Genomic DNA, 22,983 nt, shown 5'->3' with positions numbered 1-22,983 from the left:
GGCGCACGACTCCCATGACTCCACCCCTCCCACGTAGACCCCGCTGGCGCAGCCTTGCCTTGTTGGCGTTGTGCCTGGCACCGCTGCTGTGGCCGCTGGAGCACCTGGCCGAGCGTTATTACCGTAGTGAGCTGGCCGGCCAGAACCGCCAGACCCTCGACCTGTACGTGGCCAACTTACTTGGCACGCTGCACCGTTATGAGGTGCTGCCGCAGATTCTCGGCGACTTGCCAGCCTTGCGCACCGCGCTGGATGCGCCTGGGGTCAGCACCAACCTGGTCAACGCCAACCTGCTGCTCAAGGACGTCGCCGCCCAGGCCGGGGTGGAGGTGATGTACCTGATGGACACCACCGGCAAGACCCTGGCCGCGTCCAACTGGGACAAGCAAGACAGCTTCGTCGGGCGCAACTTCTCGTTCCGGCCTTATTTCAGCGAGGCCATGGACGGACGCCTGGGGCGGTTTTTCGGGTTGGGCACCACCTCGGCCAAGCGTGGTTACTTCTTCGCCGCCGCCGTGCGTGATGGCGATACGATCATCGGCGTGCTGGTGGTCAAGGTTGACCTGGACCACACCGAAAGCCTGTGGGGCAACACCCCGGAGCAACTGCTGGTCACCGACCACAATGGCGTGGTGATCTTGACCTCACGCCCACAATGGCGATTCCGCGCTACCCGACCACTGACGGCTGAAGAACGCCAGGCCATCATCGCCATCCAGCCCTACCCGACCCGCGATCCACAGCCGCTTAGCCTGAGCAACACCGCCTGGCTGCGCCAATCCACGGCCATCGCCGAAACCGGCTGGAACGTGGAAATCCTCGCGCCGCGCTCGCTGATCAACCGCCCGGTGCGCACGGTGGTCGCCGTGGGCGGCGCTACGCTGTTGGTGTTGATGTTGCTGCTCGGTTTGATGATGCAGCGTCGCCGCCATTACCTGGAACGCATTGCGTTCGAAGCCAAGGCCCGTCGCGAGCTGGAAGCGCGGGTGGTGGAGCGGACCAGTGACCTCGAAGGCCTCAACCGGCGTTTGAAACAGGAAGTGCTGGAGCGCGAGCACGCCCAGCAGGAGTTGGTACGCGCCCAGGATGACCTGGTGCAGGCGGGCAAACTGTCGGCGCTGGGCACCATGTCGGCGAGCATCAGCCATGAACTCAATCAGCCCCTGGCGGCGATTCGCAGCTATGCAGAGAATGCTGAAATCCTGCTCGACCATGAGCGCACCACCGATGCACGGGGCAATCTCAAACTGATCAGCGAGCTGACCGGGCGCATGGCCTCGATCATCGCCCACCTGCGCGCCTTTGCCCGCCGCGACCGCCATGCGCCCGAGAGTGTGGCCCTGCAACCGGCCCTGGATGATGCACTGGCGTTGCTGGCCAAGCGGCGGCGGTCGATGGAGGTCGAGCTGATCCGCGATTTGCCCGAAGCGACGCTGTGGGTCCAGGCCGGTGAAACTCGCCTGCGCCAGGTGCTGGGCAACCTGCTGGCCAACGCCCTCGACGCGCTCACCGAAAAAGGCCCGCCGCGTAAACTCTGGCTGAGTGCCGAAACCACCGAACAGGGCGTCAACCTGTACATTCGCGACAACGGCCCGGGCTTTTGCATGGAGGCCCTGGGCCGCGCCAGCGAGCCGTTCTACACCACCAAGACCCGCACCCAGGGGCTTGGCTTGGGGCTGGCGATCTGTGACACCCTGATGCGTGCCTTTGGCGGCGAACTGCTGTTTGCCAACCACAAGGAAGGCGGCGCGCTGTTAACCTTGAAATTGCGTGCCGGTGCGCCGGGCGTCAGTCTGCAACCGTCCGAGGACCGCAGTGTATGAGTATCGATAACCAGATTCAGGTGGTGTTGATCGACGACGATCCACACCTGCGTCAGGCCCTGTGCCAGACCCTGGACCTGGCCGGGCTGAAGGTCCTGACCCTGGGCGAAGCCACCGGCCTTACCGCGCGCCTGTCGCGGGACTGGCCAGGTGTGGTGGTCAGCGACATCCGCATGCCCGGCATGGACGGCCTGGAACTGCTCGCCGAACTGCATGGCCAGGACCCAGACCTGCCGGTGTTGCTGATCACCGGCCACGGCGACGTGCCGCTGGCAGTGCAAGCCATGCGCGCCGGGGCTTATGACTTCCTGGAAAAACCGTTCGCCAGCGACGCCCTGCTCGACAGCGTGCGCCGCGCCCTGGCCCTGCGCCGGCTGGTGCTGGACAACCGCAGCCTGCGCCTGGCTCTCAGCGACCGCCAGCAACTGAGCACGCGCCTGGTGGGCCACTCGCCGCAAATGCTGCGCCTGCGCGAGCAGATCGGCGCCTTGGCCGCGACCAAGGCCGATGTGCTGATCCTCGGTGAAACCGGCGCCGGCAAAGAGGTGGTGGCGCGCGCCCTGCATGATTTATCGAGCCGCCGCAGCGGCCCGTTTGTGGCGATCAACGCAGGCGCATTGGCCGAGTCAGTGGTGGAAAGCGAACTGTTCGGCCACGAACCCGGCGCCTTTACCGGCGCGCAGAAACGCCGTATCGGTAAGTTCGAATTCGCCAACGGCGGCACCTTGTTTCTGGATGAAATCGAAAGCATGAGCCTGGATGTTCAGGTCAAACTCTTGCGCCTGTTGCAAGAGCGGGTGGTGGAGCGCCTGGGCGGCAATCAGCTGATCCCGCTGGATATCCGCATCATCGCCGCCACCAAGGAAGACCTGCGCCAGTCGGCCGACCAGGGCCGTTTCCGGGCCGACCTGTATTACCGCCTCAACGTCGCGCCGCTGCGTATTCCGCCGCTGCGTGAGCGGGGCGAGGATGCGCTGATGTTGTTCCAGCACTTCGCCGATGAGGCCAGCAGCCGCCACGGCTTGCCGCTGCACGAACTGCAACCCGGCCAGCGCGCGCTGCTGCTGCGCCATAGCTGGCCAGGCAATGTGCGCGAATTGCAGAACGCCGCCGAGCGCTTTGCTCTGGGCCTGGAACTGGCGCTGGACAACACACCGGACAATCCATCAGCTGGTGTGCTGACCTCCACGCCTGGCGGCCTGAGCGAGCAAGTCGAGCAGTTCGAAAAAAGCCTGATCGCCGCCGAACTGACCCGCCCCCACAGCTCCATGCGCAGCCTGGCCGAAGCCCTGGGCGTTCCGCGCAAGACCCTGCACGACAAACTGCGCAAGCACGGCCTGAACTTCGCCAACCAAAGCAGCGACGACGAATGACAGCCCCCACCCACCAAGAGGCCCCCATGAACCGCGACAGCCGTTACCTGGAATCCATCCTTCACCACAACATCCCCCTCACCCGGGAAATGGGCCTCAAGGTGCTCGACTGGAAACAGGGGCGGCTGGAACTGCATCTGCCCTTGCAAGCCAACATCAACCACAAGAGCACCATGTTCGGCGGAAGTTTATATTGCGGCGCGGTACTGGCGGGCTGGGGCTGGCTGCACTTGCAGTTGCGGGAAGAAGGGATTGAGGACGGGCATATTGTGATTCAGGAAGGGCAGATCAGCTATCCGCTGCCGGTCACGCGGGATGCGACCGCGATTTGCACAGCACCCGAGGAAAAGGTGTGGCAGCGGTTTCTAGCGACCTACAAGCGCTATGGCCGCGCGCGGTTGACGCTGGAGACATGGGTTGTGAATGAGGGCAGTGAGGAAAGAGCTGTGGCTTTCACCGGTCAATACGTCCTGCACCGCTAGCCGCCACTGCACAAAACCGAATGTGGGAGCGGGCTTGCTCGCTCCCACAGTTTGATCTGCTGTGGCCTCAGGAACGGGCCAGCGTCAGCAACCGCTCACGCCAAGCCGCCTTCGCCGGCAACGCCAGAAAGAACGGATTCAACAACGATGCCCGCGCCGGATAGCTGAACGGTTCACCGCTCAACTCCAACACCTCGCCTCCCGCCCCTTCCAGCACACCTTGGGCGGCCGCCGTGTCCCACTGGGAAGTCGGCGCCAGTCGCGGGTAGCAATCGGCACTGCCTTCAGCCAATAGGCAAAACTTCAGCGAGCTGCCGATATTCGCCAGCTTCAATGCGCCCAGGCCCTCGCTCAAGCCGTCGAGCAAACGCTCCTGCTCAGGGCTGGAATGCCGACGGCTGGCCACCACGGTAAACGACTCACCTGCTGCGGGTGCCTCGCGCACCTGGATCTGCTTGGGTGCTTCATTCACATCCGAGCGCCAGGCGCCCAGGCCAGCACCACCGAAGTAACAACGGCCGCTGGTGGGCATCGACACCACGCCAAACACCACGCGGCCTTGCTCGATCAGGGCGATGTTCACGGTGAATTCTTCGCTGCCGGCAATAAATTCCTTGGTGCCGTCCAGCGGGTCCACCAACCACCAGCGCTGCCAGCCGGCGCGCACGTTTTGGTCGATGTCGGCGTCTTCCTCGGACAACACCGGAATGCTGGGGTCCAGCGCGGTCAGGCCAGCCAGGATCAGGTGATGAGCCGCCAGATCCGCTGCCGTCACTGGCGAATCGTCGGCTTTGGAGGTCACGGCCACGTCGGCACGCCAGTACGGCAAAATCGCTTCACCGGCCTGGCGAGCCAGTTCGATCACAGGGGCAATAAACGGGTGGCCTAAAAACAGTTCGCTCATGCGGTAAACGCTCCACGCTGGGTCAACAGGTCTCGTACCAGGTACAGCGCAGCCAGGGCACGGCCTTCGCTGAATTGCTCGTTTTGCGCGAGCATCGACAGTTCGCGCAGGTTGACCCGGTCCACACGCATCGGCTCAGGTTCATCGCCTTCCAGGCGTTCTTCATAGAGATCGGTGGCCAATACCACCTGGATTTTCTGGCTCATGTAGCCTGGCGACAGCGACAGTTCGGTGAGGTGCTCCAACTGACGGGCGCCGTAGCCGGCCTCTTCCTTGAGTTCGCGGTTTGCCGCCGCCAGTACGTCTTCGCCAGGTTCGATCAACCCTTTGGGCAACGACAACTCATATTCGTCGGTACCGCCGCAGTATTCTTCCACCAGCAACGCATGGTCCGCGTCGATCATTGCCACGATCATCACCGCGCCGTAGCCGGCACCGCGCCCCACCAGGCGCTCGTAGGTCCGTTCAACGCCATTGGAAAAGCGCAGTTGCACTTCCTCCACGCGGAACAAACGGCTACTGGCGACTATTTCGCGGGCGAGGACGGTGGGTTTCTGGCGCATGAGCGGCTCCTTGGCGTGATCGGGTTACTATACCGTGGCTTTTCCGATTGTCTGTGTCGGATATTTTTACTTACATGAGACCGCCCCATGCCTTCTTTGCCCTGGCACGCCATCGACACTGTCCTGCTGGACATGGACGGCACCCTGCTCGACCTGCATTTCGACAACCACTTCTGGATGGAGCACCTGCCCCAGCGCTACGCCGAGTTGCACGGAGTAAGCCGGGCCATGGCGGAGATGGAGTTGCAGCCTCTGTTCGAGCGTAACGCCGGACAGTTGCAATGGTATTGCCTGGATTTCTGGAGTGCCGAACTGAAGATCCCTGTACGCGAACTCAAGCTGGAAACCGCCCACCTGATCGCCCTGCGCCCGGACGCCGACACCTTCCTGGCGGCAATCAAACAGGCCGGCAAGCGCGTGATCCTGATCACCAACGCTCATCGTGATTCGCTGTCATTGAAGTTGGAACGCATTGAACTGGCGCCGTATTTCGAACGGTTGATCAGCTCCCACGACTACGGTTTCGCCAAGGAAAACCCGCAGTTCTGGGATGCCCTGCAAGCCGACATCCACTTCGACCCGGCCCGCAGTCTGTTTATCGACGATACCTTGCCGATTCTGCGCAGCGCCCAGGCGTTTGGCGTCGGGCATTTGCTGGCGGTGAAGGAGCCAGACAGCCAGAAGGGGCCAAAGGACACGGCGGAGTTTGCAGCGGTGGGGGATTATCGCGAGCTGATTATCGGGTTGTAGGAGCGAGCACGCCCGCCCCTACGGCGTGCTGCTTACTCAGGAATACGCAAAGTCTGCCCTGGGTAAATCTTGTCCGGGTGCGACAACAGCGGCTTGTTGGCCTCGAAGATTTTGTTGTACTGGTTGGCATTGCCATACACCGCCAGGGAAATCGCGCTGAGGGTGTCGCCCTTTTTCACCACGACGAAACGGGCGGCAGCCACGGCCGGGCCGGATACGGTGATCTGGTCATCCACACTGGCCACACCGGCGATATTGCCCAGCGCCAACAGGATCTTCTCTTTCTCTTCCTGGGTGGCGACTTCACCGGTCACGGTCACCTTGTCGCCATCCACTGTGGTCTGCACATTCGGATTACCCAGACCCACTTTGGACACATGGTCCTTCAACTGCTCGCTGGCGTTTGCATTACCCGGCGTCAACAGGTCGACAATCTTTTCGCCGGCTTCCTTGATAAAGCTGAAAATGCTCATAGTGCGCTCTCCTTGGGATTTGAGTTCCAGATGCCCAAGACTAGACCAGTCCTACGGATTTGGGTTCCGGCCCGGCCAAAGACCCAAACGCGCTAGAATCCCCCCGCCATTGGAATAAGCCCTGGAGCGAAGATGGACATCAAACAGCTGAAATTCCTCATCGCCCTCGACGAAACCCGTCACTTCGGCCAGGCGGCGGCGCGTTGCCACATCACCCAACCGACCCTGTCGATGCGCCTGCGCAACCTTGAGGAAGAGCTTGATCTGCCATTGGTCAATCGTGGCCAGCGCTTCGAAGGCTTTACCGCACCCGGCGAACGCGTGCTGGCGTGGGCACGCACGGTATTGGCGGCTTATGACGGTTTGCAGGCCGAGGCGGCGGCTTGTCGCGGCAACCTGGTGGGCACATTGCGCCTGGGCGTGGTGCCACTGTCGAGCTTTGATCCTTTGGCCTTGATGCAGCAACTGCATAAGGAACACCCAAGCCTGCGCTTTGAGCTCTCCGCGCTCAGCTCGGAGCAGATCCTGGAACAACTGGCGAGTAACCGGCTGGATTTGGGCGTGTCCTACCTGGAACGCCTGGACAGCGAACGCTTCGACTCGCTGGCCTTGGGCGAAACCCGCATGGGCCTGCTCTACGACCAGCGCTTCTTCAGTTTCGGTGATACGCCGTTGAGCTGGGAGGCGCTGATCGAACTGCCGTTGGGCATGCTCACCAGCGGTATGCACTTTCGCCAATCCATCGACCACAACTTCCACAGCCGTGGGCTCAACCCGCAACCGCTGCTGCAGACCGACGCCGTCCATCAACTGTTACAAGCCGTGCACGGTGGATTGTGTTGCGCGGTGATGCCGCTGGATGGCGGCCTGGACGCACTCACCGAACACCTGCGCCTGCAGCCGATCGAGGACGCCCACACCCTCGCACGCCTGGGACTGATCATGCGCCGCAGCGCGCCGCGCTCTGCACTGGCGGAGGCGTGTTTCGCGCTGTATCAGAAATCGCAAAACGAACCTTGATCGACGTCATCTATCGGTAGATCAGTACTGGCAATTAGACGCGACGCTTTGTCGCGCCTAGTCTAAACACTGATCAATCCGCCGGTGGTACTGCCCCATGAACGCCAAGCGCCCAGTCTGCGCGGCGCCCGCTCTCGAAACGCCAGCGCCCGCCGCCAGCCAGAGCTACCAGTATTGCAATCTCGAACACACAGAACCCGCCAGCACAGCCTTGGCGGAAGAAGTGGCGTTGGCGATTGCCTACAACGACATCAGCCAAGCAGTGATGCTGGTGACGCCGACGGACCTGGAAGACTTTATTGTCGGTTTCAGCATCGGTAGCGGCATTATCGCCGACGTTAGCGATATTTATGATCTGAAACTCAGCGGTTCGGGCTCAGCCCAATACGCTCAGGTGCAGATCTCCAGCCGCGCCTTCTGGAACCTCAAACAACAGCGCCGCCAGTTGGCAGGCACCAGCGGCTGTGGCTTGTGTGGCGTGGAAGCCGTTGAACAGGCCCTGCCAGACCTCCAGGTATTGCCCGGCGCGCCCTTGCCGCCCGCCGAGTGGCTGGATGGCCTGCGCCAACGCATCAGCGCCTTTCAGCCCCTGGGCCAATACAGCGGCGCCGTGCATGCGGCCGTGTTCATGAACGGCCAGGGCGAGTTGTTGCTCGGTCGTGAAGACATCGGCCGGCACAACGCCCTGGATAAATTGATTGGCGCCTTGATCCGCCAAAAGATTCCGACCGAAGGCGGCCTGGCGATTGTTACCAGCCGTTGCAGCCTGGAGTTGATCCAGAAGGTCCTGCGCGCGGGCATCCAGACCCTGGTCAGCCTGTCGTCACCCACCGGACTGGCCCTGCAATGGGCCCGCCGGCATAACCTCAATCTCATCCACCTGCCGCAGAAAAGTGCGCCGCGGGTCTACAGCCCTGCGATGGAGAACCAGCCATGAGCCAGCACCACCAAGCCGACCAAACCCCCACCCCGCGCTACAAGCCCTACAAGGGCCCGGCCGGCGGCTGGGGCGCACTGATCAGCGTGGCGCAGGCCTGGCTGACCAGCGACAACGCGCTGAAAAACCTGCGCATGATGCTCAAGACCAACCAGAATGGCGGCTTCGATTGCCCTGGCTGCGCCTGGGGTGATTCGCCGGAAAGCGGCATGGTCAAGTTCTGCGAAAACGGCGCCAAGGCGGTCAACTGGGAAGCCACCAAGCGTCGCGTCGACGCGGCGTTCTTCGCTAAACACAGCGTGACGGCCCTGCTGGAGCAAAGCGACTACTGGCTGGAATACCAAGGCCGTCTGACCGAACCGATGCGCTATGACGCTGAAACCGACCGCTACCAACCCATCAGTTGGGAAGCGGCCTTCGACCTGGTTGGCAAGCACCTCAACGCCCTGCCGAGCCCGGACATGGCCGAGTTCTACACCTCGGGCCGCGCCAGCAACGAAGCAGCGTACCTGTATCAGCTGTTCGTGCGTGCCTACGGCACCAACAACTTTCCCGACTGTTCGAACATGTGTCACGAAGCCAGCGGCGTTGCCCTGGCGCAAAGCGTGGGCGTCGGCAAAGGCACCGTGACCTTTGATGACTTCGAACACGCCGATGCGATTTTCGTCTGGGGCCAGAACCCCGGCACCAACCACCCGCGCATGCTCGAACCGCTGCGCGAGGCGGTCAAGCGTGGCGCCCAGGTTGTGTGCATCAACCCGCTGAAAGAGCGCGGCCTGGAACGCTTCCAGCATCCGCAACACCCGCTGGAAATGCTCACCAACGGCGACAAACCGACCAACACTGCCTACTTCCGCCCGGCATTGGGTGGCGACATGGCCATCCTGCGCGGCATGGCCAAGTTCCTGCTGCTGTGGGAGCGCCAGGCGCAGGCCGAAGGCAAAGAAGCCGTGTTCGACCACGACTTCCTCAACGAACACACCGCCAACGTGCTGGATTACCTGGGCAAGATCGACGACACCTCCTGGGATGAAATCGTCGAGCAGTCCGGCCTCACCCTGGTGGAGATCGAGCAAGCGGCGCGCATGTACGCCAAAGGCAAGAACGTGATCATGTGCTGGGCGATGGGCATCACCCAGCACCGCCATTCGGTGCCGACCATCCAGGAAATCGCTAACCTGATGCTGCTGCGCGGCAACATCGGCCGCCCAGGCGCCGGCCTGTGCCCGGTGCGTGGCCACAGTAACGTGCAGGGCGACCGCACCATGGGCATCAACGAACGTCCACCCGTGGCGTTCCTCGACTCCCTGGAACGGCGCTTCCAGTTCCAGGTGCCGCGCGTCAATGGCCACAACGTGGTCGAAGCGATTCACGCCATGCTTGAAGGCCGCTCCAAGGTGTTTATCGGCCTGGGTGGCAACTTCGCCCAAGCCACGCCGGACAGCCCGCGCACCTTCGAAGCCCTGCGTAATTGCGACTTGACCGTGCAGATCAGCACCAAGCTCAACCGCAGCCACCTGATGCACGGCAAAGACGCGCTGATCTTGCCGTGCCTGGGCCGTACCGACATCGACATCCAGGCCGACGGCCCGCAAGCGGTGACGGTGGAAGACTCGTTCAGCATGGTCCACGGTTCCAACGGCCAATTGCAGCCACTGTCGAAGCTGATGAAGTCGGAGCCTGCGATTCTGGCCGGTATCGCTGCCGCCACCCTGGGCAGCAAGCCGGTGGATTGGAACTGGCTGGTGGCCGATTACGGGCGCATCCGCGACCTGATCGCCGACACCATTCCGGGTTTCAAGGACTTCAACGAGAAAATTAAGAATCCGGGTGGCTTCTACCTGGGCAACTCCGCCGGTGCACGCCGCTGGAACACCCCGTCGGGCCGCGCCAACTTCCGTCCGAATATCCTGCCCAAGGACCTGATCCACGAACGCACTCATGCGACCGGTCGTGTGCCCGACCTGATCATGCAATCGATGCGTTCCCACGATCAGTACAACACCACTATTTATGGCCTGGACGACCGCTACCGTGGGGTCAAGGGCCAGCGTGACGTGCTGTTCGTCAACGAAGCCGACATCATCCGCCTGGGCTTCAAGCCGGGACAGAAGGCCGACATCGTGTCGCTGTGGGAAGACGGTCGCGAGCGCCGCGTGAAGGGCTTCACCCTGCTGGCGTTTGATATTCCGGCCGGGCAGGCTGCGGCCTACTACCCGGAGGTGAACCCACTGGTGCCGCTGGAAAGCACCGGGGATGGCAGCCATACGCCGACATCGAAATTCGTGGCGATCCGTTTGGAAGCGGCGAGTGACAACGGGCTGATCATGGCGCGCTCTGCATAAATCTTCGGGCACAAAAAAGGCCGCTTTTGCATAAAAGCGGCCATTCCGAAGTAGTTAAAGACTCACAAAAACAACTTAAGTTCCCCAACAAAAACAGTAACTTAGCGAATTGTGTACAACTCGTGTTACTGGTCGGATTTCTATTGTCACCACTCCGATACAGCCTCAGGATCGCGCCGTCATCCTCTTGAGGTCTCCCTAATGAAGTTCTCCTCGATTCTCTTGTTGTCCCTTGGCCTGGTCAGTGGCGCAGCCATGGCCGGTGGCACCACCGAAGCCGGTGTGGGCGGCGCATTGGGCGGGGTTCTAGGCTCGGTTGTTGGCCAGTCGATCGGCGGCAACACCGGCTCGACCATCGGCGCAGCCCTGGGCGGCGCAGGCGGCAGTGCGGTGGGTGCGGACAAACGCAGCCGTGGCGAAGCGGCCATTGGTGGCGCACTGGGCGCGGCCGGTGGCAACGTGGTGGGCCGCAGTGTCGGCGGCGGCACCGGCGCACTGATCGGCTCAGCGGCCGGCGGTGGCGCAGGTGGCGCGTTGGGTAACTACATGGGCAACAAGAGCGATGACGATGATCGTCGCTCCCGTGGGCGGGATAACCGTCGCTATGACCGCGATGATCACCGTGGCCGCGGACATGCCTATGGCCATCGCAAGAACAAGCATCACTACCGTCACCGCTAAGGCCTGAGGGTGTAGGCGTTCGCGCCTACACCACCAACCGCTGCAACGCCTCGCGCAACATCCCCGGAATCGTCACCGGCTGGTTCGAACCCCGCTCCACAAACACATGCACAAAGCGCCCCGCCGCACAGGCCTCTTCTTCGCCCTGCTTGAACACCGCCAATTCGTACTGCACTGAACTATTGCCCAGCTTGCCCACCCGCAGGCCGATCTCGATGCGTTCGGGAAAGGCGATCGACGCAAAGTAATCGCACGCCGAACTCACCACGAATCCCACCACTTCACCGTCATGAATATCCAGCCCACCTTGCTCGATCAGGTAGGTATTCACCGCCGTGTCGAAAAAGCTGTAGTAAGTCACGTTGTTCACATGACCATACACATCGTTGTCGTGCCAGCGCGTAATGATCGGCTGGAAGTGCGGGTAATCGGCGCGTTGCGGCACTGAATCAGACATGGGCAAGTCTCGTGAAATGGGTTTACAGGTCATTCAGATGGTCCTGGGCCCACTCGCGGACCTCGGCGTAGGGATAATCCTCCAGCGCAGCAAAGCCCGGAATGCCCCGCGCCTTCAACTTGGTAAACAGCGGAACGCTAATACCACCGAGGAAACGCGTCAGGCGTTCCGCCCCAGGCAAGTGGCCGGTGTGTTCATGATGCCTGTGGATAAAATCACCGCACAGCCCCATAAAGTTTTTATCCACAAGCGGCGGCAAACCTGGCGGCGGCGGAAGGTGCGCAACATGGCCGTGGCACACCGAGCAATGCCCGCAACGCTGGGGCGCGTCTTCATCGCCGAAATACTGCGCCAGGCGTTGACCAAGGCAGTGTTCGGTGGCGAACAGATCAAGCATGGCGTGAATCCGTGCGACCTCACCCACCTCATGCTGCTTGAAGCCTGTGTATAACTCTTTGCTCATGACATCAGGGTCAAACTCGGTATCAAGCAAGCTGTAGACCTCGGTCATCTGCTTGCTCTCAAGCTCGATCAGGCCTTGCTCCTGAAAGTAATCCAGCGCCTTCACCACCCGGCTACGCTCGGCATTATGCTGTTGATAAAGCGCGTCAAAATCCACTGTCGCCCAGGTCTTGGCCCGCTTGCACACCTGGATGATCGCCGCGACAAACTGCTGCCGCTCACCCGTAAAGCGCGCGAGCAAAGCCTCGGGTTCGATCAGGTACTTGAAACGGTACTCGGCATAAAACGCATAACGCGGCGCAATCACGCCCTTGAGCTCCAACTGCACCAGCAGCGTCTTCAACGGCAGCTCGCGGATGTTGCTGTGGTCCGACAAAGACCTGAGCAAAAACTCCCACTGCCCATCGCCTCGCGCGGCCTGCAACTCGTCGAGCACCCGGCGAATGCCCTCCTGCTCCGGCGTATCGCCGTACACGAAGTTTTCCAGCACATTGAGGCTGTCGCGGTTGGCCAACACCAGGCAATCGGAGGGTTGCCCATCACGCCCCGCGCGGCCGATTTCCTGGCTGTAGTTCTCGATGGACTTGGGCAGGTCGAAGTGCACCACATTGCGGATATCACTTTTGTCGATGCCCATGCCAAACGCGATGGTGGCGACGATGCAATTGGAGCGCCCACCCATGAAGCGCTGCTGGATACCCTCGCGTTTTTCGTGAGGCAAACCGGCGTGATAGGCCTCGGCCTGGATACCGTTGCGGTTCAAATGCTCGGCAATCTGCTCGGCGGTTTTTTGCAGGGTGACGTAGACGATGCTCGGCTGATCGGCACGCTCGCTCATCCATTGCACCAACCGGCGACGCTTGTCCGCACCGCTGACCGGCTCCACCAACAGGTTGAGATTGGGCCGGTAAAAGCCCGTGGTGACCACATCGTCCGGTGCAATGGCGAACTTCGCCTGCATGTCGGCAATCACCTTGGGCGTCGCTGTAGCCGTCAACAGCAGCGCTTGTGGGATATTGAACTGACGCTGGTAGTCCGGCAGCTTCAAATAGTCCGGACGGAAGTTGTGGCCCCACTCGGAAATACAGTGCGCCTCGTCCACCACCAACAGCGAGATCTGCACGCTTTGCAGGAAGTTACGAAAGCGCTCGTTCTTCAGGCGCTCAACAGAAATCATCAGGATCTTCAATTCGCCGGAACGCGCGCGGGCCATCACGTTATTGGCGTCCTCGCGGCTCTGGGCCGAATCGATACTGCCCGCCGAAATACCGTGGCGCTGCAAGAAACCCAGTTGGTCCTGCATCAGCGCCAACAGCGGTGACACCACCAGCGTCAGGTGCGGCAGCAGCACCGCCGACAGCTGATAACACAGGGACTTGCCCGACCCCGTTGGAAAAATAGCCGCTGCCGAACGGCCGGCCAGCACGGCGCTGACCGTCTCTTCCTGACCCAGGCGAAACTGTGGATAACCAAAAACCTGCTGGAGGGTGTCGTGCATAGGCTGTCACTCCGTTGACCGCTGAAGGAATCAAAAACATAGATCAGCGATCAAGAAAAGGTCGGGGATAAACGCTACAAACTGATACAGAGAAAACCAGCAAGCCCGCGCAAAAACGCAGACAGTAACACGCCAGATCACCTACCCCCGACAAGGAGTCGTGGATGTCTCGATGCACACTGTTTTCACTGCAACACCTCGTCGTGTTCACGCTGTCGTTATTGCTGCTGGGCTGTGCAAATGCCCCCGCCCCAATACCTGCCGAACCGGATACACAGCGTTTTGAAACACCCGAATACTTCGAGCAAAAAGCCCTGCCCATTGTCAAAGCCTCCTCCCTCTACGCGCGGGGTGGCACTGGCCAGGGCGTTAAAGTCGCGCTGATCGACTCCGGCCTCAACCAGGCACTGCCCGAGTTCCACGGGCGTGTGGCCGATCCAGGCTATGACTTCGTGACACAGCAGCCCGGCACCCTCGACATCAAGGGTCACGGCACCCAGATGGCCGGCATTCTCGCCGCCAACAAGAACGATCAAGGCATCCATGGCATCGCCTTCAACGCCCAGTTGATCCCTATGCGCTTCGGTGATGATAAGGAGCCGTTCTACTTCGACAGTGAAATCGCCCAGGCCTGGGAGCTGGCCTATAGCAAAGGGGCACGCATTTTCAGTAACTCATGGGCGAACCCCATTGAAGCCAACACCAACGAGGTTCCCATCTACGAACGCCTGATGGGTGACTCGTTGGGCGTGGCAAAAAAGCTAGTGGGCGAAGGGGCTGTATTCGTCTTTTCAACAGGTAACGAGGTCAAGCGTGAGCCACTCGCCGAACCCGGCCTGCCCGCGCTGGTGCCGGAACTGGAGAAAGGCTGGATTGCCGTCATGGCCCTCAAGAACGACGGCACGGCCATCAATCTCAAATCCAATTATTGCGGCCTCGCGGCACGCTGGTGCATTGCGGTGCCAGGGGGCGATGGTGGCGCTGGGTTGCTGACCACCAACAAGGATGGCAGCTACGGACCCACCGCCGGCACATCGCCGGCCGCTGCGTTGGTCAGTGGTGCCTTGGCGGCATTGCAGAGTCGCTTTCCCGAGATGACACCGCAACAAGTGCGTGAGCGCCTGCTCAGTACGGCGAATCGAACGGGTATCTATGCCAACAGCGAAGCCTATGGCCGAGGGTTGATGGACCTCGACGCCGCCTCGCGCCCGTAGCTATTGCGCAAACAGACAATGCCCCCACTGGGGCACGTTGATGTGATCTTTTCTCCGGCCTACCCTCTGAAGCATTGCGCTACAATAAAGTCTTGCTACCCAGGAGTACGCTGCCATGAGCGAACCGACGTTTGAGCAAAAACAGGATCACTACCACAAGATCCGCCGTTCCAATTACCTGGCCAGCCTGCGCCTGGAAGGGTTCGACACCCAACCCGCCGACGTCGACAAACCCCTGCCGACCCGCGAAGCCGTCCTCGCCAAGTACCGCAACACCCCACGCTGATGCTCGACAAATATGGGGTGGGCCAGGATCCGTACTGCTATCCCGGTAGTAGCGTGCTGCGCAACCGCCTCGATTTGCACGACGAAGCCCGCCTGCACCAAGCCGAGCGGGAATTATCCGAAATCGCCGTAGGCAACCTCCCGCTCTTCCCTCCGCCCTACGACCTCGACCGCCTGCAACACATCCACCGCACCCTGTTCAGCGACCTCTACGACTGGGCCGGCGAATTGCGCAGCGTCAACATCCAGAAAGGCGACACCCTGTTCTGCACCCCGGAACGCATCCCGCCGGAAGCGGCGAAGATCATCCGGCGTATGCAAGAGGCGAACTGGTATGTGGGTGTGAGTCAGGCTGAGCTGATCACACAGATTGCCGAGGCCTACGGCGACCTCAACGTTATCCACCCCTTCCGCGAAGGCAACGGCCGGGCGCAACGGATCTTGTTCGAACAGATCATCGTCAACGCCGGGTTTTCGGTGAACTGGTGGCTGGTGAAACACGCGGCGTGGATACCGGCGAATATTGATGCGGTGGCGTGTGATTACCGGGGGTTGGAGGCGATTTTTGAGCGGTGTGTGAGTCGGCCTGTCGGGGCTTGATCGAACCCTGTCAAGTTAAACCATCTGTTTATTGCCCGGAAACTGACTCACTTCTAAGGTTCGCTTCGTCGCTGCCAAATCAGCGACCGGGTTTGGTCACTCGAAAAACAGCACACATAAGTGCCATTACGTACTCTTCGAACGTCTATCGTCTCGTATCGCAGTGCTATGGCGGCTGTGTGGGGGACGTCTTCGGACGTGTCGGAGTGCTGTTTCCGGCTGGCCAACCCGCGCACAGTCCGCCACCCACCGTTTGGCCACGGTGATGTCGGTTACCTAACAGCAAACCGAGTACCTTGAAATGCAAATACCTGAAACGATGGACCGCTATCGTCAGCTACGCACCAACTTCACCGATACCCATCCGCTTATCATCGACACGCAAGCCAAAGCCGAAGACATCCAGTCCGCCGCCCATCAACGCATCCGCGCAGCTACGGACCTGCTTGAAACCTTTTCCTGCCTGACCTTCGAACAAGCCGACCTCAAAGATATTTCCCACATCACCAACGCCTTGTATCTGCTCGTTCAGGACGGCTGTGATTTGCTGGAAGCAGCGCAGCACGTGCAGCTGCAACCTCAACAGCCATACACCTAAGCTTTTGTAGGAGCGAGCTTGCTCGCGAAGATCGTCAACGATGACACGGTAACTCTGTATAACCGTCGCGTACTTGAGTTCTTCGCGAGCAAGCTCGCCCCTACCACTGAACGCTTTAACAACCGAAAATCACTGCCAACCCAAAAATCCAAGAAAGCCCTGTAAGAAACCTCCCAGCGCCACGACATCCCCTTCCGAAACTGCTTAAAACTCCTGCCCGCCCCTCTACAAAACTCACCTTTCTCTGACTGAAACTAGCGCCCTTTCAACAGCCCCCGGCAAATACCCGTGAATATCGAAAGGACTCAACATATCGGCCACTACGGGGTTACCTTCACGGTGCTGCGTTTTGTCGTCCCGCCTGCCGATCACTCTGCACTGGTAAACCTTTGCCTGCTGGAAGCAGGTACGTCTGCAAACGAAGTGCGCCAAAGACTCCTAGATCTCTACAGCAAAATGCTTGCTCGCGATCTGCCTTGCAAAATGACGGTTGCGATCTCCAAACCGCTTACCCGGCAACAAGCTGACTTACTCAACACTCGTGGGGAGATCGTTGCAGGATTAATCAGCAGCGCCGTGTCAGCGCCCATGAGCCTGGCATCGCCAGCCGTTGGGTTCGCCGCTGGGGCAGCTGCTGGCTTGATTATTAAAGGGATCATTCGCAGCTATCACGCCGGTGATGTGGTAATTGGCCTCGACGCACAGGTCAACGGCGGAATTGGCCCCCAGCGATCACTGTCGGCCATGGTCCGGCAGTTCCAGAGTGGCTAATGCAATGAATGAATACCTTCAGTGGATCAACTTACTGCCTCTTCTCGCACTGGCCATCATCGTCGACAGAATAATAAAGCAGCCCTTGCTCAGAAGATGGCTTGGACTCTGCCTATTGGTAGCGGGCCCAACACTCCTGTTATATGCCACCTCTTGGATCAGAGAGGCACGGCTTGAAAGCCTGCCGATAGTCGCCTTCGTGACAGGCATACGCTTATTGAGCACCCAAAATATCTATCGCAGGGCTAAAACCACTCACCCTTTACTCATCGCCCCGACCTTGAACCTTGCGCCGGACTTTCCTGATGACCCGCTCATGCTCCACCTCTTGCAAATTTTGCATGAGGGCATCGGCCTGCCCAAACACAAAACCATCTACCTCAACACGTCAGTCAACCACGATCTCGGGTGCAATCGTGCCGAAGCCAAGCAATTGATGGCACTGCTGAAGCTGGATTTCGGTTTGAGACCAGGTGACTACAACAGCAACCGATACTTCAAGCGTCGCGGCTTTGATGCCTATTTGCGATATGTGGAAAAAGGCAGCACGGGAAAGCGCCCTCTAACCATCGACATGCTCTACCAAGCCGTCAAAGCCAAGCACTGGGACACCCGGACACTCGAAGCCAAGGCGTACGAGAAACCATGAATTTCTGCCTGCAATTAGTGTGTTTTCTCGGGTTCTACCTGTTGCTTCATTATCAGATTACTGACCGTACCCTTAGAAAGCGCTTCGCTCTCATTTTTATCGCAACAGGCCTCACCTTGACGTTCCTCCTACCCTATGTGGCGGTCATCCTCAGAATGCCCTTCCTCCCTGTCTTCATATTCTTGATAGGCTTGGCACTCTTCATCACCCGAAACAAATACCCGCTTCGCCGCCACCGCTCACCTCACTCACTCCTGCGTGCCCCCACCATGAATCTCGCGCCCAACTTCCCCGAAGACCCCGTCATGCAGCAACTCCTGCAACTGCTGCACGAAGAAATCGGCCTGCCCAAACACAAGACGATCCGCCTGCAAACCTCGATCAACTTCGACCTCGGCTGCGACGGCAGTGAGGCCAAGCAACTGATGGAAGCGCTGGAGCAGGAATTTGCGCTCGACCTGGGCGACTTCGACACTTATCGTTACTTCAACCCGCCGGTGTTCGATGTGTTTCTCAAACGCCGCGCCAAGGGACGCGGCGAAAAAGTGCCGCTGACCCTCGGCATGCTCTACCTGGCCATCAAGACTCAAAGCTGGGACACGCAGACGCTGGAAAACCTGAGCTGAAACACTAAGGACCTTACATGGACGTAACAATGGGCCTGCTGGCCGCCCTGCTCTGGGGTGGTACGGATTTTCTCGTGGGCCTTAACGCCAGAGCCGTGGGCGTTAAACGCGCGGTGTATTTCGGCCAAGCGCTCGGCTTCCTGATCATGACTGTGCTGCTGGTCATTCTCCCAAGCTTGCTGTTCAAATCCCTCGACGCCCCGCTGAGCGTCTGGCTGCTGGGCGTCGCCGCCGCCCTGCTCACCGTCTCCGGCGCCCTGGCGCTGTCCAAGGCCTTCGCCCTTGGCAAAGCCGCCATCGTCGCGCCGCTGGTGACGTCCTACGGCGTGGTGACCACCTTGCTGTCCTGGGCCAGCGGCGAGCACATCAGCCTGACGCAACTGGGCTGCATCGCCGTGTGCGTGATCGGCGTGATCCTCTCCAGCATTCATAAAGACAACGGCGTCCCCCACAACAACCCTCGCCAGTCGATCGCCTACGCCATGCTCGCCGCCTTGCTGTACGGCACCAGTTTCTGGCTGCAAGGCCGCTACACCCTGCCCGCGCTGGGGCCGATCACCATGCTGTGGCTCGGTTACCTGGTGGGGCTCTGCGTATTGGTGGTGATGGTGCTGAAGATCAAGGACGGCCTGAAAATCCCACCGCTGAAAAACTGCGCAACGCTGACCGGTGCAAGCTTGATGAACCTGGGCGGGTTCTCGGCGTTTTCCTGGGGGGCGATGGCGGGGTCGGTGTCAGTGGTGACGGTGATCAGTACGTTGTCGGGCGGGATTGCGGCGATTCTGGGGTTTGTGTTTTTCAAGGAGCGGTTGTCGGCGGTGCAGGTGGTGGGGGTTGTGCTGGTACTGCTCGGCGCGGTGGTTCTGCACATCGCCGACTGAGCGTTCGCGCACAAAAAAGCCGCCTACAAGAGGCGGCTTTTTCACAACGCTCGAATCTTACAACTTAGGACCCGCAGCCTTGATCGCATCGCTCACGTCAAACTTCTTGAAGTTCTCGATGAACAGACCCGCCAGCGCCTTCGCCGCTTCGTCGTAGGCAGCTTTGTCGGCCCAGGTGTTACGTGGGTTCAACAGGCCGGTTTCAACGCCCGGTACGGCCAGTGGCACGTCGAGGTTGATGGTGTCGAGGTGTTCGGTTTCGGCACCGATCAACGCGCCACTCTGGATCGCTGCGATGACGCCGCGAGTGGTCGGGATGTTGAAGCGGTTGCCGACGCCGTAGCCGCCGCCGGTCCAGCCGGTGTTGACCAGGTAGACCTTGGAGCCGAAGCCGCGGATGCGCTTGATCAGCAGCTCTGCGTATTCGCCAGCCGGGCGCGGGAAGAACGGTGCGCCGAAGCAGGTGGAGAAGGTCGACTTGATGCCGCCGCCGGAACCCATTTCGGTCGAGCCCACCAGTGCGGTGTAGCCGGACAGGAAGTGGTAGGCCGCTTGTTCTTCGCTGAGGATCGACACAGGCGGCAGTACGCCGGTCAGGTCGCAGGTCAGGAAGATTACCGCGTTTGGCTCGCCGCCCAGGTTCTTCTCGGAACGCTTGGCAACGTGCTCCAGCGGGTAGGCCGCGCGGCTGTTCTGGGTCAGGCTGACGTTGGTGTAGTCGGCGTGCTTGGCCTCGTCGATCACCACGTTTTCCAGCACGGCGCCGTGCTTGATGGCTTTCCAGATGACCGGCTCGTTCTTCTCGGAGAGGTCGATGCACTTGGCATAGCAACCGCCTTCGATGTTGAACACCACGCCTTCGCCCCAGCCGTGTTCGTCGTCACCGATCAGGTAACGGCTTTCGTCGGCGGACAGGGTGGTTTTGCCGGTGCCCGACAGACCGAAGAACAGGGTCACGTCACCTGCTTCGCCGATGTTGGCGGCGCAGTGCATTGGCAGCACGTCGGACGCCGGCAGCAGGAAGTTCTGCACCGAGAACATGGCTTTCTTCATCTCACCGGCGTAACGCATGCCGGCGATCAGCACTTTCTTCTGGGCGAAGTTGAGGATCACGCAACCGTCGGAGTTGGTGCCGTCACGCTCTGGCACGCATTCGAAGTTGGCCACGTTGAGCACTTGCCACTCTTCACGACCGGCCGGGTTGTACTGGGCCGGGTTGATGAACAGGCAACGACCGAACAGGTTCTGCCAGGCAGTCTGGGTGGTCATTTTCACGGCCAGGTAGTGGTCTTCGGCAGCCCCTACGTGAACATGGGAAACGAAATGCTCTTGCGCGTTGTTGAAGGCCTCGACGCGAGCCCACAGGGCATCGAACTTGTCGGCCGGGAACTTGCGGTTGATCGGGCCCCAGGCGATGGAAGCCTGGGTGGAAGGCTCTTCAACGATGAAACGGTCGACCGGCGAACGGCCAGTACGGTGACCGGTTTCGACGACCAGCGCGCCAGTATCGGCGAGCACGCCTTCACCACGCTGCAGGGCTTCTTTAACCAGATCGTCAACACTCAGATCGGTGTATACGGCGTTGTTGGCTTGCGTCATGAGGTTCCCCGTCGGCCTATGGCCGAGTGCTCCAAACGTTTTGTAGTAGAAAGTTGCGCACTACTACCGCGAAAAAAGTGGGCCGGATTATGCCAGAAAAGCCCAAAAAGAGTAGGGCCCTCCCGTCAGAACTGCGCTAATCCGGCGTTTGTCAGGTGATTTACCTGTGCTTAAACGTTTTAGTGGCGGGTGTCGGAAGGGGTGTCGATGCCTGCGCCGGCGAACAATTGGGCGACATCGGCCGCATCGAACAGGTAGCGCTCGTTGCAGAACTGGCAGTCGATCTCGATATGCCCGCCGTGCTCTACCACCAGGTTTTGCGCATCTTCCAGGCCGAGGCTGACCAAGGCATTGGCCGAGCGCTCGCGCGAGCAGCTGCAATTGAAGTGCAGGCCTTGTGCGTCAAACAGTCGCACGGCTTCTTCGTGGTACAGGCGATGCAGGATGGTTTCGTTGTCCAGGCCCAGTTGCTCTTCAGCGGTGAGGGTACCGGCCAGGGCCGTCAGCTTGCGCCAGCTGTCGGTGCGTTCGTCTTCGTCCTTGATGCGATCCGGTGGCAATTGCTGCAACAGCATGCCGCGGGCGCGTTTGCCGTCAGCGTTGAGCCAGAACTTGGTGCCGACCTGCTGGGACATCACGAAGTAGTTGGTGAAGCAGTCCGACAAGGTTTCGCCGTCCAGGTCGACGATGCCTTGGTAGCGCTGGCCTTCGGTGGGGTCGACGGTGATCGCCAGCACGCCGTTGGCCATCAGGTCGGACAAGGTGGCGTCCGGGGCAATCTGGTCGGCTTCGTAACGAGCCAAACCTCGGATTTCGCGCTCGCTGGAGCATTCGATCATCAGCATCGGCACCGGGCCTTCGGAACGCGCCTGCAGGATCAGCAACCCGTCGAATTTCATGGTGCCCACCAGCAGCGCCGCCGCCGCCATCAGCTCCCCGAGCAGTTGCGCGACCGGCTCCGGATAGGGGTGCTTGGCGAGGACTTCCGCATAGCTGCGCTCCAGCGAGACCAGCTCGCCGCGGGCGTCGCTCTCGTCGAAAATGAAGCGTTGGGTGAAGTCGGTATCCGGTAGATCAGTCATAGGTCTGGGTATCTGAATTGATGACAAATTGATTACAAGGTTTATAGAATTAAACGCTTTAGCACCGTTTTGGTGCGGTTTTCTAGAGCCGTGAGGGACAGTTTATGAACAATCCGGGTTTGTTCCAAGCCAAGTGGAACCTCGGGCGATGGGCCTTTTGCAATCTACTCGCTATCGCACTGCTGTGTTTCTGGCTGTGGCCCACGGGCCAGATGCTATGTGTGCTTTTCGACGAGTGGCTGTTTCATCTGCTCAATGACCCGCTGGCCAGCAACTCGACCTGGCTGCACGTGTGGGCGGTAGCCAGTTTGCGGCCGTTCGATGCGGTGGTCGGCATCATTCTGCTGACGCTACTGATTCGCGGCGACTGGGTATTCAAGGCCGTGCAGGTGCGCCAGGCATTGTTAGGTTTTGTCGGCATTCTGCTGCTGTTGCTGTTTATCCGCATGTTGTTTTCCAAGTTCGCGGCGCACATGGGTTGGCAGCACAGCAGCCCGTCGATGGTGATCAGCGGAGCGATCCAGATGAGCGACTACTTCCCGGGGCTGGAGAAGACCTGGGAATTGAAGGACCGTTCGAGTCAGAGTTTTCCAGGGGATCACGCGTCGGTGCTGTTGATCTGGGGGATGTTCATGACGGTGTTCGCCAAGCGTATTGGTCAGGTGCTGGTGATCTGGGGCCTGGCGCTGCTGTTCATGATGCCGCGCCTGGTGGCGGGCGCGCATTGGGGCCAGGACGATTACATTGGCGGTGTGTTGCTGGCGCTGTTGGCGTTGGGATGGGGGTATTACACGCCGTTCGCGGCGAAGGTTTCGAGTGGGTTGCTGCGGGTGACGGCGCCGGTGTTCGGCCTGCTTCAGCACATGCCGCTGATCAGTCGACTGAGTGTGGTTCGCCCAGCGTGATGGCC

At 60.4% G+C, this 22,983-nt stretch carries 24 protein-coding genes; 17 read left to right on the top strand and 7 right to left on the bottom strand.

What is annotated here, in order from left to right:
- Positions 1-14: 14 nt before the first annotated feature.
- From ACP7EW_RS19595 to ACP7EW_RS19585, 3 genes are read left to right on the top strand one after another with little or no spacing between them, the layout of a single operon-like run.
- Positions 15-1,823, top strand: coding sequence for a sensor histidine kinase (locus ACP7EW_RS19595; RefSeq protein WP_033898706.1), 1,809 nt, complete (start codon positions 15-17; stop codon positions 1,821-1,823).
- Positions 1,820-3,196: a sigma-54-dependent transcriptional regulator gene (locus ACP7EW_RS19590; RefSeq protein ID WP_033898710.1), complete on the top strand. Its 1,377-nt coding sequence runs from the start codon at positions 1,820-1,822 to the stop codon at positions 3,194-3,196. Before ACP7EW_RS19595 ends, ACP7EW_RS19590 begins: the two co-directional genes overlap by 4 nt.
- Before the next feature lie 26 nt (positions 3,197-3,222).
- On the top strand, positions 3,223-3,678 hold the full coding sequence (locus tag ACP7EW_RS19585) for a YiiD C-terminal domain-containing protein (RefSeq protein WP_426219091.1): 456 nt from the start codon (positions 3,223-3,225) through the stop codon (positions 3,676-3,678).
- A gap of 67 nt (positions 3,679-3,745) precedes the next feature.
- On the opposite strand, the gene cysQ is transcribed toward ACP7EW_RS19585, so the two are convergent.
- Together cysQ and nudE are read right to left on the bottom strand one after the other, a co-directional pair.
- The gene (gene cysQ / locus ACP7EW_RS19580) at positions 3,746-4,582 is read right to left on the bottom strand and encodes a 3'(2'),5'-bisphosphate nucleotidase CysQ (protein WP_426219089.1); all 837 of its coding nucleotides are present in this window, start codon (positions 4,580-4,582) and stop codon (positions 3,746-3,748) included.
- A complete protein-coding gene (gene nudE, locus ACP7EW_RS19575; RefSeq protein WP_016979064.1) occupies positions 4,579-5,145 on the bottom strand; it encodes an ADP compounds hydrolase NudE in 567 nt (188 codons plus the stop codon). Before nudE ends, cysQ begins: the two co-directional genes overlap by 4 nt.
- An 87-nt stretch (positions 5,146-5,232) precedes the next feature.
- On the opposite strand from nudE, the gene yrfG reads away from it, so the two are divergent.
- Positions 5,233-5,895, top strand: coding sequence for a GMP/IMP nucleotidase (gene yrfG, locus ACP7EW_RS19570; protein WP_033898716.1), 663 nt, complete (start codon positions 5,233-5,235; stop codon positions 5,893-5,895).
- A 32-nt stretch (positions 5,896-5,927) separates the two neighbouring features.
- Here the strand turns inward: yrfG and lysM are convergent, their stop codons facing one another.
- A complete protein-coding gene (lysM, locus tag ACP7EW_RS19565) occupies positions 5,928-6,368 on the bottom strand; it encodes a peptidoglycan-binding protein LysM (protein WP_033898718.1) in 441 nt (146 codons plus the stop codon).
- 132 nt (positions 6,369-6,500) lie between these two features.
- Here lysM and ACP7EW_RS19560 point away from each other — a divergent pair, with 132 nt between their 5' ends.
- The 4 genes from ACP7EW_RS19560 (at position 6,501) to ACP7EW_RS19545 (ending at position 11,351) form a co-directional block, all read left to right on the top strand.
- Complete coding sequence (locus ACP7EW_RS19560; protein WP_426219085.1) at positions 6,501-7,388, top strand: LysR family transcriptional regulator; 888 nt, start codon at positions 6,501-6,503, stop codon at positions 7,386-7,388.
- Positions 7,389-7,485: 97 nt separating this feature from the next.
- Entirely contained in the window at positions 7,486-8,325 is an 840-nt protein-coding gene (gene fdhD / locus ACP7EW_RS19555) for a formate dehydrogenase accessory sulfurtransferase FdhD (RefSeq protein ID WP_426219083.1), read from the top strand.
- A complete protein-coding gene (locus tag ACP7EW_RS19550) occupies positions 8,322-10,670 on the top strand; it encodes an FdhF/YdeP family oxidoreductase (RefSeq protein WP_426219081.1) in 2,349 nt (782 codons plus the stop codon). The genes fdhD and ACP7EW_RS19550 overlap by 4 nt, the downstream gene beginning before the upstream one ends.
- 201 nt (positions 10,671-10,871) lie before the next feature.
- A complete protein-coding gene (locus ACP7EW_RS19545; protein ID WP_133076531.1) occupies positions 10,872-11,351 on the top strand; it encodes a glycine zipper domain-containing protein in 480 nt (159 codons plus the stop codon).
- Positions 11,352-11,376: 25 nt separating this feature from the next.
- Here the strand turns inward: ACP7EW_RS19545 and ACP7EW_RS19540 are convergent, their stop codons facing one another.
- Both ACP7EW_RS19540 and ACP7EW_RS19535 read right to left on the bottom strand, forming a co-directional pair.
- Complete coding sequence (locus tag ACP7EW_RS19540) at positions 11,377-11,808, bottom strand: acyl-CoA thioesterase (protein WP_016979057.1); 432 nt, start codon at positions 11,806-11,808, stop codon at positions 11,377-11,379.
- A gap of 22 nt (positions 11,809-11,830) precedes the next feature.
- Entirely contained in the window at positions 11,831-13,768 is a 1,938-nt protein-coding gene (locus ACP7EW_RS19535) for a RecQ family ATP-dependent DNA helicase (RefSeq protein ID WP_426219079.1), read from the bottom strand.
- A 164-nt stretch (positions 13,769-13,932) separates the two neighbouring features.
- Between ACP7EW_RS19535 and ACP7EW_RS19530 the strand changes: the two genes are divergently transcribed.
- The 8 genes from ACP7EW_RS19530 (at position 13,933) to ACP7EW_RS19495 (ending at position 19,392) form a co-directional block, all read left to right on the top strand.
- Positions 13,933-14,982 (top strand): S8 family peptidase, encoded by a 1,050-nt coding sequence (locus ACP7EW_RS19530; RefSeq protein WP_426219076.1) that lies wholly within the window; start codon positions 13,933-13,935, stop codon positions 14,980-14,982.
- Between the two features lie 115 nt (positions 14,983-15,097).
- A complete protein-coding gene (locus tag ACP7EW_RS19525) occupies positions 15,098-15,268 on the top strand; it encodes a YhfG family protein (protein ID WP_016979054.1) in 171 nt (56 codons plus the stop codon).
- The gene (locus ACP7EW_RS19520; RefSeq protein WP_033898735.1) at positions 15,268-15,867 is read left to right on the top strand and encodes a putative adenosine monophosphate-protein transferase Fic; all 600 of its coding nucleotides are present in this window, start codon (positions 15,268-15,270) and stop codon (positions 15,865-15,867) included. Before ACP7EW_RS19525 ends, ACP7EW_RS19520 begins: the two co-directional genes overlap by 1 nt.
- Positions 15,868-16,168: 301 nt before the next feature.
- The gene (locus ACP7EW_RS19515) at positions 16,169-16,465 is read left to right on the top strand and encodes a hypothetical protein (RefSeq protein WP_426219074.1); all 297 of its coding nucleotides are present in this window, start codon (positions 16,169-16,171) and stop codon (positions 16,463-16,465) included.
- Positions 16,466-16,753: 288 nt separating this feature from the next.
- Positions 16,754-17,236, top strand: a complete 483-nt coding sequence (locus ACP7EW_RS19510; protein ID WP_426219072.1) for a hypothetical protein — start codon at positions 16,754-16,756, stop codon at positions 17,234-17,236.
- Positions 17,237-17,240: 4 nt separating this feature from the next.
- Entirely contained in the window at positions 17,241-17,885 is a 645-nt protein-coding gene (locus ACP7EW_RS19505; protein WP_426219070.1) for a DUF1493 family protein, read from the top strand.
- A gap of 269 nt (positions 17,886-18,154) precedes the next feature.
- On the top strand, positions 18,155-18,511 hold the full coding sequence (locus tag ACP7EW_RS19500) for a DUF1493 family protein (protein WP_033898738.1): 357 nt from the start codon (positions 18,155-18,157) through the stop codon (positions 18,509-18,511).
- Positions 18,512-18,528: 17 nt separating this feature from the next.
- A complete protein-coding gene (locus ACP7EW_RS19495; protein WP_426219068.1) occupies positions 18,529-19,392 on the top strand; it encodes an EamA family transporter in 864 nt (287 codons plus the stop codon).
- A gap of 57 nt (positions 19,393-19,449) precedes the next feature.
- On the opposite strand, the gene ACP7EW_RS19490 is transcribed toward ACP7EW_RS19495, so the two are convergent.
- The gene (locus ACP7EW_RS19490) at positions 19,450-20,991 is read right to left on the bottom strand and encodes a phosphoenolpyruvate carboxykinase (protein WP_123475322.1); all 1,542 of its coding nucleotides are present in this window, start codon (positions 20,989-20,991) and stop codon (positions 19,450-19,452) included.
- A 179-nt stretch (positions 20,992-21,170) separates the two neighbouring features.
- The gene (hslO, locus tag ACP7EW_RS19485) at positions 21,171-22,073 is read right to left on the bottom strand and encodes an Hsp33 family molecular chaperone HslO (protein ID WP_016979046.1); all 903 of its coding nucleotides are present in this window, start codon (positions 22,071-22,073) and stop codon (positions 21,171-21,173) included.
- A gap of 104 nt (positions 22,074-22,177) precedes the next feature.
- On the opposite strand from hslO, the gene ACP7EW_RS19480 reads away from it, so the two are divergent.
- The gene (locus ACP7EW_RS19480) at positions 22,178-22,978 is read left to right on the top strand and encodes a phosphatase PAP2 family protein (RefSeq protein ID WP_426219066.1); all 801 of its coding nucleotides are present in this window, start codon (positions 22,178-22,180) and stop codon (positions 22,976-22,978) included.
- The last annotated feature ends 5 nt before the right edge of the window (positions 22,979-22,983 follow it).

Origin of the sequence: Pseudomonas sp. DWRC2-2, from assembly GCF_049897885.1 — a bacterium.
In the GTDB taxonomy this organism is placed as follows: domain Bacteria; phylum Pseudomonadota; class Gammaproteobacteria; order Pseudomonadales; family Pseudomonadaceae; genus Aquipseudomonas; species Aquipseudomonas azotoformans_A.
This window is presented reverse-complemented; position numbering and strand designations above follow the sequence as displayed.